This window comes from Burkholderia paludis (genome assembly GCF_000732615.1).
Lineage (GTDB): Bacteria > Pseudomonadota > Gammaproteobacteria > Burkholderiales > Burkholderiaceae > Burkholderia > Burkholderia paludis.
In genome coordinates, this window is record NZ_JPGL01000119.1 from 1 (window position 1) to 9,581 (window position 9,581).

General features: G+C 67.1%; 10 protein-coding genes. 3 read left to right on the forward strand and 7 right to left on the reverse strand.

Annotation, left to right across the window (positions count from 1 at the left end; translation table 11 throughout):
* Nucleotides 1-34: 34 nt before the first annotated feature.
* Nucleotides 35-475: a PACE efflux transporter gene (locus tag GQ56_RS0138390; RefSeq protein WP_031403678.1), complete on the reverse strand. Its 441-nt coding sequence runs from the start codon at nucleotides 473-475 to the stop codon at nucleotides 35-37.
* Between the two features lie 99 nt (nucleotides 476-574).
* Between GQ56_RS0138390 and GQ56_RS0138395 the strand changes: the two genes are divergently transcribed.
* Entirely contained in the window at nucleotides 575-1,468 is an 894-nt protein-coding gene (locus GQ56_RS0138395) for a LysR family transcriptional regulator (protein ID WP_031403679.1), read from the forward strand.
* A gap of 199 nt (nucleotides 1,469-1,667) precedes the next feature.
* Nucleotides 1,668-2,585: a helix-turn-helix transcriptional regulator gene (locus GQ56_RS0138400; RefSeq protein ID WP_235212839.1), complete on the forward strand. Its 918-nt coding sequence runs from the start codon at nucleotides 1,668-1,670 to the stop codon at nucleotides 2,583-2,585.
* Here the strand turns inward: GQ56_RS0138400 and GQ56_RS0138405 are convergent.
* The 5 genes from GQ56_RS0138405 to GQ56_RS0138425 form a co-directional block, all read right to left on the reverse strand.
* The gene (locus GQ56_RS0138405) at nucleotides 2,548-4,068 is read right to left on the reverse strand and encodes a hypothetical protein (RefSeq protein WP_031403681.1); all 1,521 of its coding nucleotides are present in this window, start codon (nucleotides 4,066-4,068) and stop codon (nucleotides 2,548-2,550) included. The two genes, GQ56_RS0138400 and GQ56_RS0138405, sit on opposite strands and share 38 nt — an antisense overlap.
* 16 nt (nucleotides 4,069-4,084) lie before the next feature.
* Nucleotides 4,085-5,419 carry a DUF6765 family protein gene (locus GQ56_RS0138410; protein ID WP_031403682.1) on the reverse strand — a complete coding sequence of 445 codons (1,335 nt, stop codon included), beginning with the start codon at nucleotides 5,417-5,419 and terminating at the stop codon, nucleotides 4,085-4,087.
* Complete coding sequence (locus tag GQ56_RS0138415) at nucleotides 5,419-7,053, reverse strand: LVIVD repeat-containing protein (protein WP_031403683.1); 1,635 nt, start codon at nucleotides 7,051-7,053, stop codon at nucleotides 5,419-5,421. Before GQ56_RS0138415 ends, GQ56_RS0138410 begins: the two co-directional genes overlap by 1 nt.
* Nucleotides 7,054-7,099: 46 nt before the next feature.
* Nucleotides 7,100-7,525, reverse strand: coding sequence for a hypothetical protein (locus GQ56_RS0138420; protein ID WP_031403684.1), 426 nt, complete (start codon nucleotides 7,523-7,525; stop codon nucleotides 7,100-7,102).
* 448 nt (nucleotides 7,526-7,973) lie between these two features.
* Nucleotides 7,974-8,405 carry a hypothetical protein gene (locus GQ56_RS0138425; protein WP_031403685.1) on the reverse strand — a complete coding sequence of 144 codons (432 nt, stop codon included), beginning with the start codon at nucleotides 8,403-8,405 and terminating at the stop codon, nucleotides 7,974-7,976.
* Between the two features lie 127 nt (nucleotides 8,406-8,532).
* On the opposite strand from GQ56_RS0138425, the gene GQ56_RS0138430 reads away from it, so the two are divergent.
* Entirely contained in the window at nucleotides 8,533-9,129 is a 597-nt protein-coding gene (locus GQ56_RS0138430; protein ID WP_031403686.1) for a TetR/AcrR family transcriptional regulator, read from the forward strand.
* 105 nt (nucleotides 9,130-9,234) lie between these two features.
* On the opposite strand, the gene GQ56_RS0138435 is transcribed toward GQ56_RS0138430, so the two are convergent.
* Nucleotides 9,235-9,581: TolC family protein (locus tag GQ56_RS0138435; protein WP_031403687.1), on the reverse strand; the 347-nt coding region annotated here is incomplete at its 5' end.

Below are 9,581 nucleotides of genomic sequence, written 5' to 3' on the forward strand. Positions count from 1 at the left end.
CCGCCCGCCGCCCGCCGCCCCGCGATCATCCTTGTCAGACAGCCGGCTCCGCCTTGCGCGTGACCGCATCGGGCAGCCCGAACACGGCGTCGAACGCCCAGTTGTACGCGAACGTGAAGATCGGGAAGAACACGATCAGCACGGCGTCGTACAGGAACGCCTGCAGCAGCGACACGTCGAGCCACCAGGCAATCAACGGGATCAGGAACGTCACCAGCGCGACCTGGAACCCGATCGCGTGCAGCACGCGGCGCCCGACCGTGCGCGTCGTTGCCGAACTGCGCCGCTCCCATGCCTCGAACGCGAGGTTGTACAGGAAATTGACGGTGACGCCCGTCGTCGAGATCATCACCCCGAGCAGGCCGCTCGCCGCCACGCTCGCGCCGCTCAGCATGCCGAGCACCGACGATGCGACCAGGATGCCGAGCACCTCGAACATCACGACGTAGACTATGCGTCTCTTCCACCCTTGCATGACCATCCACCTTCCTCTCGAACAAGGTGGCGAGACTATCAGCGGGCCCCCGCCCGCCAAAGTCAGGTCCTTTCAATTTTTCTGACAGGAGGCCCGCGCATGCTGACCAGCGATCACATCGACATGCTGCTGACCGTCATCGACAAAGGCTCGTTTTCGGCGGCCGCACGCGCGCTCGGCCGCACGCCGTCGGCGATCAGCATGGCAATCGCGAACCTCGAGGCCGAACTCGACCTCGTGCTGTTCGATCGCGGCACGCGCGAACCGACCCCGACCGCCGCGATGGCCGCGCTGCTGCCCGACGCGCGCGCGATCGCCGAACGGCTGCACGCGCTGCGCGCGCATGCGCAGCATTTGTCGGAAGGCGTCGAAGATACGTTGCGGCTCGGGCTCGCCGCCGAAATCGACAGCGCGCCGGTTGCCCGTGCGCTGACGGCCGTGGCAGCGAAATATCCGGCGCTCGCGATCCGCATCGTCACGGCGCCGCAGGACGTGATCGTCGACGCGCTGCATCGCGCCGCCGTCGATCTATGTGTCGCATACGGCGGGCTCGATCTTCATCCTCAGGAACAGATCCACGCGCTGTGGACCGAGACGCTCGTCGCGGTCGCCGCGCCGAGCCATCCGGCGATCGCCGAATGCGCGCAACCCGAGGCGATCGAGCGCTTGTCGGGCTTCCGGCAGATCGTGATCGCCGATCCCGAGCGGCCGCTCACCGACGTGCGGCCGCTGATCGGCAACCGCACGTGGAAGGTGACCGACATGGCCACCGCGATCGCGTTGGTGAAGGCCGGACACGGCTGGGCCAACCTGCCGGCATCCGTCGTCGGCCGATACACCGCCGACGGCGAGCTCGCGCCGCTCGTGTTCGCGAACATCCGCAACGGGCTGCCGCTACCCGTGTATCTGCGCCGGCCGAAACACAAGGGGCTCGGCAAGGCGGCGAGCGAACTGGTGCGCGCACTGCGGGCCGCCGCCGACAGCAACGCTTGACCGCTTCCGCAACGGCCGCGACATCGCGTGCCGCCGGTCGGGCGCGGCCGCCACACGCGCACGGCGCCAGGTAAGCATCGAGTAAGTATCGCGGCCTAAAGTTTGTTCGTTTTCGCGATGCCGTCACGGTACCGGCTCGCTTGTCAGAAACCGCTCGCCAGATCGGACGAAAGGAGAACGCGTGGTCAGCCGGCCAGCCATGAGGGACGTCTGCGCGATTGCGCCGAACGGAAGCCGCGTCAGCTGGCATCCGCCGCAGAAGTGGAGACGGCAGCCCGTCGCGCCGTCGTTCGCCGCCGTCTCGATCGAGCACTACATCGCCGGCGCCACGGAAATCGTCGACCTGGAAACGACCGGCCCGATCCTCGGCATGTACCTGCAGGCGCCCGCGACGCTCGAGTTGCGAACGAACGGCGGCCGGTGGGCGCCGACCCGCGTCCGTGGGCCACTCGCCTATGTCCCGCCCGGCTTTTCGTTTTCCGGCCGATGGTCCGACGAAATCGAGTGGATCACCGTGCACTTCGACCCGTCATGGCTGTCGCGAACGGGCCTGCAAACCGACGTCTGGTTTGCATCGGCGGCGCTCCGGATGGACGTGATCGACGACCTGCTCACGCAGATCGTCCGCAGCCTTCATGAAGACGCCGTCGCGGGCATGCCGCAGGGTCCGACCTATGCGGAAGCGCTCGGGTCCGCCGCGTTGCACCGCATGCTGCACCTGGAAGCGCGGCCGCAGGCGAAGCAATATGCGCATGCCGGCATGATGCGCAAGGCCTGCGAGTACATCCGGGACAATTTCCAGGGCCCGCTGACGCTGATGCTGGTGGCCGATGCCGTCGGCTACCCGGGCGATCTCTATTCGTTCATCCGGAGTTTCAGGAAGGCCAACGGGCTGACGCCGCACCAGTACATCATCGAGAGCCGCCTGCAGGCCGCACGCCGCCTGATCGAGCGCGGACAATGCGACATCACGGAAGCCGCGCTCGACTGCGGCTTCTCGTCGGCCAGTCACTTCTCGGCGACGTTCCGCAAGCGGTGGGGCGTGTCGCCGTCGGAACTCAAGCCGCGTGCCGCGATCGTCATGCCAGAGGAAGCGACAAAATCCACAGGCCGCTGATCGTCAATGCGATCGTCAGCACGAGCAGCGGCAACTGGCCGACGATCGCCCTGCCAGCCGCCCGCCCGCTCCGGGTGACGATCGCGTGCGTGAGCATCACGCTCAGGATGTGCCCGGCGAGAATCAGCAGCACCTGCGCATGCCAGATGTATCCGACATTGATGAGCGCCTGCGCCGCCGACACCTGATCGTCCGGCGCCGCCACCGGCAGCAGGTTCCAGCCGAGCCCGAGCGGATCGGACACGAGCCGCACGATCTGCCGGCCCTGATCCCAGAACAGCGTGAAGTAATGGCAGACGTTATAGAAGAACGCGATCGGCAGCAGGATCAGGCAGAACCGCCGCGAGAAAGACGCCCCGCCCGACGTTGAGCGCATGCTGCGCGCGCCCAGTGCGCAGCAGCCGCGGAACAGCAGGTAGTACGCCACACCGATGAGCGCGAACGCGAACCATTGCCACGTCAGCAGAATCTCCGCTGAAAACGCATAGTTTCTCCCGAGCGACGGAAGCAGGCCGACGATGTGCGGATAGATGCCGCGCCAGAAGAACGTGTTCCATGTAGCGGTATCGCGCAAGCCGTCGTAGGCCGTCGACGACAGCATGAACGACAGAAAGGCGACGATGCTCGTATCCGCCGGCGTATCGCGCGACATGTCCGCGATCGGGTTCCTCGGTTCGACGATCACGTGACCGCTCGCGCCCCGGCGCCATGTCAGCGGCGACAGCTTCGCACATAACCGGCACAGCAGGCCGAACGTATCGCCGTGCGCGAGCCATCGCTCGCGCCCGAAGCAACCGGCGCCAATCAGCGCGTACACGACATACGCGACGATGAACAGGCTGACGTCTCGCGGCCGCCCCGTCCCGAACAGTTCCAGCGCGATGAGCGCGATGTAACCGCCCAGCGCGGGCCAGGAGGCCAGGCGTGGCGGATAGCGATAGCGCCCATGCTCCATGACGGGGAAACAACGCGCGGCGATTCGCAACAGCAGCGCGAGCGGATTGGTGAAGGCGTGGACGTTGCCCAGTATCGCGCTGACATAGAGCGAGCCCAGATAGAACCAGATCCAGAAGCCCGACATCGCCAGGTTCAGGAACGGGTTCGCGGTTCCCGCGATACCGGCGACGATCAGCAGCACGACGAACGCCGCACTCGCGATTTGCGCGGCGCTCACGATCGAAACCGGGATTCGCAGCGCTTTCGTGCGTGTTGCCGATCGCCCTCCCGGATCGGGAACGCGCGAGCCCGGCGCAAACGCCAGGATCATGAAGGACACCATCAGCGTGCCCGTCGCGGCATACGCGTACAGCCACAAAGGCACCGGCAGGTAGTACGGAATATTCCATGCGTGGGCGCCCGCCACGCCCGGCATGCACGCGACGAGCCATGCGGGCCAACCGGCCAGCCATCTCCGCGGGCGCGGCGGGCGGGCGACAAGGCCGCGCCGCGCAGGCACCGATTCATGCGCAATATGGTCAGGCATGTCAACGTCTTCCCGCTCAGTAGTCAGCAGACGAGATCCATCCCGTCACTTTCCAGCCCTCCCCATTGCGCTTCTCCGACACGACACCCAGGGTGTCGTACGGCGAGTCGAGCAACTTGATGAGCGCAACGGCGCGCGGACTGCCATCGCCCGAACGCGGTAGCGGAAACACAAGGAACGGCAGGACGGGAGACGGCTTGTCGCCCTCCACGATCAATGGCAGCACGGCGTCGTTCAACGACCTGAACACTTCGAACGACGCGCGGTTGCGTGCCGATGCGGACGAACGTCCGGTCGAATGCGTCGATCCTTCAGCGGCCAGATACGCACCGTGATCCCTCAGCCGCCACCCGACGAGCGCGTTGACCAGCGCGTCGTCGGGCTTGTGCCCGCGCCCCGCCGAAAGCGCGGGCAGCCAGCGCCGGTCGACCGGCGATGTCGTGACCCAGTCGCTGAAGAGGCGCGTGTAGAAATCGACGAGATCGGGATCGGCGCCGGCCTGCATCGCCGGCGGCAGCGGCGTTGGCAGGGCGCGCCGCCCATGCCACCGAACGGCTTTCCACCCGGGTCCGTCAGGCAGGCTGATGCCGTCGAGAAACGACGTATCCGCGATGCCGTTCGCGACGAACCAGTCCGACTTGGCCCGTTTCGTTCGCGCATCGGCAAAACCGGCAAGCCGTTGCCGCACCTGATCCCAGGAAGCCGCCTGCCGGCTCGCGCCATCGATCTTCGGATACCTGATCATCTGCAGGTAGGTCGCCTTAGCCATCGCTTCCACATCGGCGGGCCGACGCCAGGTCAGCTCCGCCGCATGGCTCGACGGTGCACCTTGATCGAGCGGCGCCGCCATCGCCAGACCGGCATCGCACGCGATCCCGGCACGACTCCAGTCCGGAACCGACGGCGTGCCGCGATGCGCCCACGAATCCTGCCACGCATGCAGCGCACGCCCGAATTCGCCGAGCATGAATGCGGCCCTGCCGCCGCCGGCCTTGCCGAGCGCCGCGTCGACCGGCGCGAGCGCGGCCGGCCCGCCGGGCACGACGGTTCTGTCCTGCGCATCGGCCGGCACCTTGCGCGTGCCCGGATAATGACGCGCCTGGGCATCGTCGGCATCCGGAACGAAGCGCGACAGGCACGCGTACTGCAGCGGCGACGTCATGTACTCGATCGACCCCGCATCGATGCGCTGGTCGGCGAGCGCCACGGCCTCGGCGTCGCGCGGCGCGAAGCCGGCCTGCCGCGCGAGCCACAGCGTGAGGCCGAAGTGCACGTCGGCCTCGAAACCCGCGCAGGTCAGCGGCATCGCGAGCGCCGCCGCGCAGACCAGCAGGCAACGGCTCACGCGCATCAATTGCCGATCTCCGTCGCCTTCGTGCTTTCCGGGAACGGCCAGCTGCCGTTCTCGAATGACAGGACGAGCATGCCGTTGTCCTGGCAAGCGGTGGTCAGCAGATGCCGGTCGAAGTCGAAATCGAGGCGCGATGCGCACCAGTCCGGCCCGCCTGCCCGGTATTGCCCGAACATGAGATGCGCCGAGCCCGCACCCGGCGACTTCGCGGAAGCCGGGTTGTAGTAGGCGATCTCCTTCGGCTTCGACGGGTCGCGAATATCGAACACGCGAACGCCGGAGTTGAAGTAGCTGCACGCCAGCGCGGTCGCGTTTTGCCGGTTGTCGACGCTGCAGTAGTGCGCGCCGTACGTGAACGTGGAGAGGCCCGCGATATCGGGAATGACCTTGCTGCAGTTCGCGATCGCATGCGTTTCGAGCCGCAGCTCCGACACCAGCCGCGGCGCGGCTTCACTCGACATGTCGTAGATGTGCCCCATCGGGAACGGCGCCACGCCGGCATTGCACGCGGCCTTGACTGCCGTCGCGCCCGGGTCCTGCAGACCGCCGGCCCCGCCTTCGTCGACTTCGATCAGATACGGTTTCCCCGCGACGGCGAACGAGATCGTGTGTTGTGCAATGCTGCCGTCCCGCACCGGCACCGTCGCGATCCGGTGCATCTGCGCATCGGGACGCCGGCTCTGCACTTCGCTGGTATCGACGACGAAAAAGCCGTTGTCGCCGGTCGCGTTCGCGTCGTTCAGCGGCGGCGCGCCCATGCCGATGGCCGTGCCGCCGTTGCCCGACGCGACGAAGTACGCGCGGGTTCCGTCCTGGCTCACCGACAGCCCGTGCGAAATGTTGCCCATGCCCAGATCCGCCACGCTGATCGAGGAGATCATCTTCGGCCGGGTCGGCACGGTCAGGTCGATCGCGTAATAGGCTTTCGTGAAGGCGCCGCCGACGTAGTACGTCAGCCCGTCCGGCGAGAATCCCCCTTCGTGGCCCAGCGGCTTGGTGGCCGGCACGATACCGCCGTCCGCGCCGGTGCCGACGGGCACGCTGGCCAGCAGTTGCGGCCGTGTGCAATCCGAAGCAATGTCGTACAGGTCGATCTCGGGGCCGCCGCCGCCGCCGAGCCCGTTGTCGGCGGCCAGAATCCCGCGTGCGACGTTCACGCGCAGCGACTCCCACGGATCGATCATCGACGTCGACGTCAGCGAACTCACGCGCACCGGCTGCGCCGGGTTGGTGATATCGATCACCGGTACGCCGGGGTTCACGCGCGGCGGTGCGGCGGGATTGTTGAACAGCGCGCTGGCGCCCATCGTCGCGTGATAGAAGCAGGTCTGGCCTTTCTTGTCCGTATAGGTGGCGGCCGACCACGACGCGCCTTCGCCCTGGATCTGGCTGACGCGCTTCAGGTTGCAGTTGAAGCCGCCGAATCCGGCCTGCCTGAGCGCGGCCGGCACCTGCCCTTGCAACGCGGTCTCGGGCGTGTCGCCCTGACTGCAGCTCGGTACGCGCGGCACGACATAGTCGGCCACGGATACGCTGGTCGTGGCGGCCGGCGTGTCGTCGGCGTCTCCGCCGCAGCCGGCCAGCACGAAACTGGTGAGCGACAGCGCGATCGCTGCGCGAATCGGAAATTGCATCGTTGTCTCCTTCCGTCTTGTTTGTCGTGATGAAATTGCGTTGCGGTCACGGCCCCGGATAGATTTCGATCACGGCGACCTCGATCGTGTCGCCTGTGCGGCTGTGGAAATGCAGCGAGAAACGCCCGGTGATGCCGACCGGCAAGATGTCCAGCGACTGCGCACTCCCGGACGCGCAGGCCGCGAACGCGCCCGGTATTTCATGCGCCATCAGCACGCCGGCTTCGCTGGCACGCACGTCGATGTGCACCGGCACGCCTTCGCGCATCGCGATCACGGGACGCTCCCACGGCGCCCTGGCGCGATCCACGTCGACGGAGAAATGCTGCGGCTCCGGCGGCGCCGGCGCTGCCCGCGACAGATGCCTCGCGACGCCGTAAGCCAGCAGCAGCGTCGCGGCAATCGCGATCCATGCCGGCGCCCGGCTTCGCCGCAGCAGGCGCCCTGCCTCGATGCTCGTGCTTCGTTCCATCAGCGCTCGCGCCACGCGATGTGGCTCCGTCAGGCCGCCCGCCAATCGGGCGGAATCGATAGCGATGGATGGTAGTGACCGGCGCCGCGACGAGATATCGGCTTATTGCGGACTGTCGAGAAATTGCGTACCGAGTAACCCGAGTAACCCGAGTAGCACGAGTAACCCGGGTAGCCCGGGGTAACCGCAACGGGTGAAAGGCCGCGCCGAGGTCGTTTCGGCGGGTGGCGAGAACGCCGGCGGGAGCCTGACGCGACGTGTCGCACGGAGTCAGCATCGATACAGGCGACGGACTGCCTGTCAGCGGCACCCGGGACGCCGTCACGCAGCCGGCGAACCGGGGCCCACGCCGCCAGCAGCGGCTTGCAGGCAACGACAAGCAACCGGTGCGGCGGCGATCGCCGCCGCACCGCCGGTCAACGCCCGACGGCTTGACCGTTAGTTGCAGTTAACGCGAGGCCGTCGCCGCAAGCTGGATCGAATCGACCAGCGACGCGTTGTCGTACCGCCGCCCGGCAATGCCCCAGCCGCCATCGACCGCATGCACGACGTTCACCCACACTTGCGCGGGCGTCAGCCGCCCGCCCGCTCGATGCAGCACGATCTCGGTCGCCCGTTCGACGAATTGCCGCTGCTTGTCTGGCGCGGCGAGCGCCACCGCCGGCAGCTTCAGCTCGACGAACGCGGCGGGCTCCGCCCGGCCATGCACGAAGGTCCGGTGCCGCGGCAGCACGTTGAGCGTGCCCACCACGTTCGGCGCCAGGAACCCGTTCCCGGTCAATCCTTCGACATCCAGCAGCGCATCGGTCAACTCGGCAAACACCGGCCCCTCGTCGTCCGGCGTGAAAACCCCTTCGGATACTGTCAGCGTAATCGGCATCGCACGTTCTCCTGGTCAGGTCATCGGAATCGTGACGTGATATAAATATCAGTCACTCTCTATACATTAGACACTGGTTGCTCTCTATGCAAGCGATAAAGAGCGATCGCTCTGAAGCGAGCCTGTCATGCGTTATTCCGTCGAGCACAAGCACGAAACCCGCACGCGCATCCTCGAGGCCGCGAGCCGCCTGTTCCGCCAGGAGGGCTATGGCGGCTCCGGCATCGGCCCGCTGACGAAGGCGGCGGGCGTCACCAACGGCGCGTTCTACGGGCATTTCAAATCGAAAGGCGAGGCGTTCCGCAACGTCGTGCTCGACGGTCTCGAGCAGCTCCGGCAAGGCGTCGCGACGTTCAAGGCCGAGCATGGCGCGCGCTGGCGCCGCCCGTTCGTGTCGTTCTACCTCGGGCCGCGACGCACCTGCGCACTCGGCGAAAGCTGTGCGCTGCCGAGCCTGTCGCCCGAAGTGATGCGCGCCGACGACGACACGCGCGACGCGTACGAACAGGCGTTGCAGCAAATCGTCGACGAAGTCGCGTCCGGTCTGGGCGACACACCCGACGACGACCGCGCGATCGCGTTCCTCGCGCTGCTGTCGGGCGGCGTCACGCTCGCGCGGGCGGTGCGCGATCCCGAACTGGCACAGCGCATTGCTGATGCGGTCGGACGCTACGCGGTGGTGATCGCCGAACGCACGGATGTGACGCCTGAAGAGCAGTCATAGCGAGCGGCCAATAAAAAACCCCGATCCGCGTTGCCGCGGATCGGGGTTCTTCATCGATCGGCCATATCGGCCATCTGCCTGAACGGCCCTTCGCGGGCCACGGCATCAACGCGCGGCGACCTCCGCCTTGCCGGACGCCGTATCGCCAACCGCCGTCGGCGCCGCGCCCCACCCGCCGCCGAGCGCGCGAATCAGGTTGACGGTCGACACGGCCTGCGCGCCGGTCAACTGGTTCGCCTGCAACTGCGACTGCAGCACCGAGCGCTCGCTGTCGATCACGTCGAGATACGCGACCTCGCCTTCCTGGTACTGCGTGCGCGACAAGGTCGCCGCACGGCGCGACGCGTTGACGGCCGCGTCCTGTGCACGGATCTGGTCGTCGAGCAGGCGCAGGTCGGCAAGGTTGTCCTCCACCTCGCGGAATGCGACGAGCACCTGCTGCCGGTAGTTCG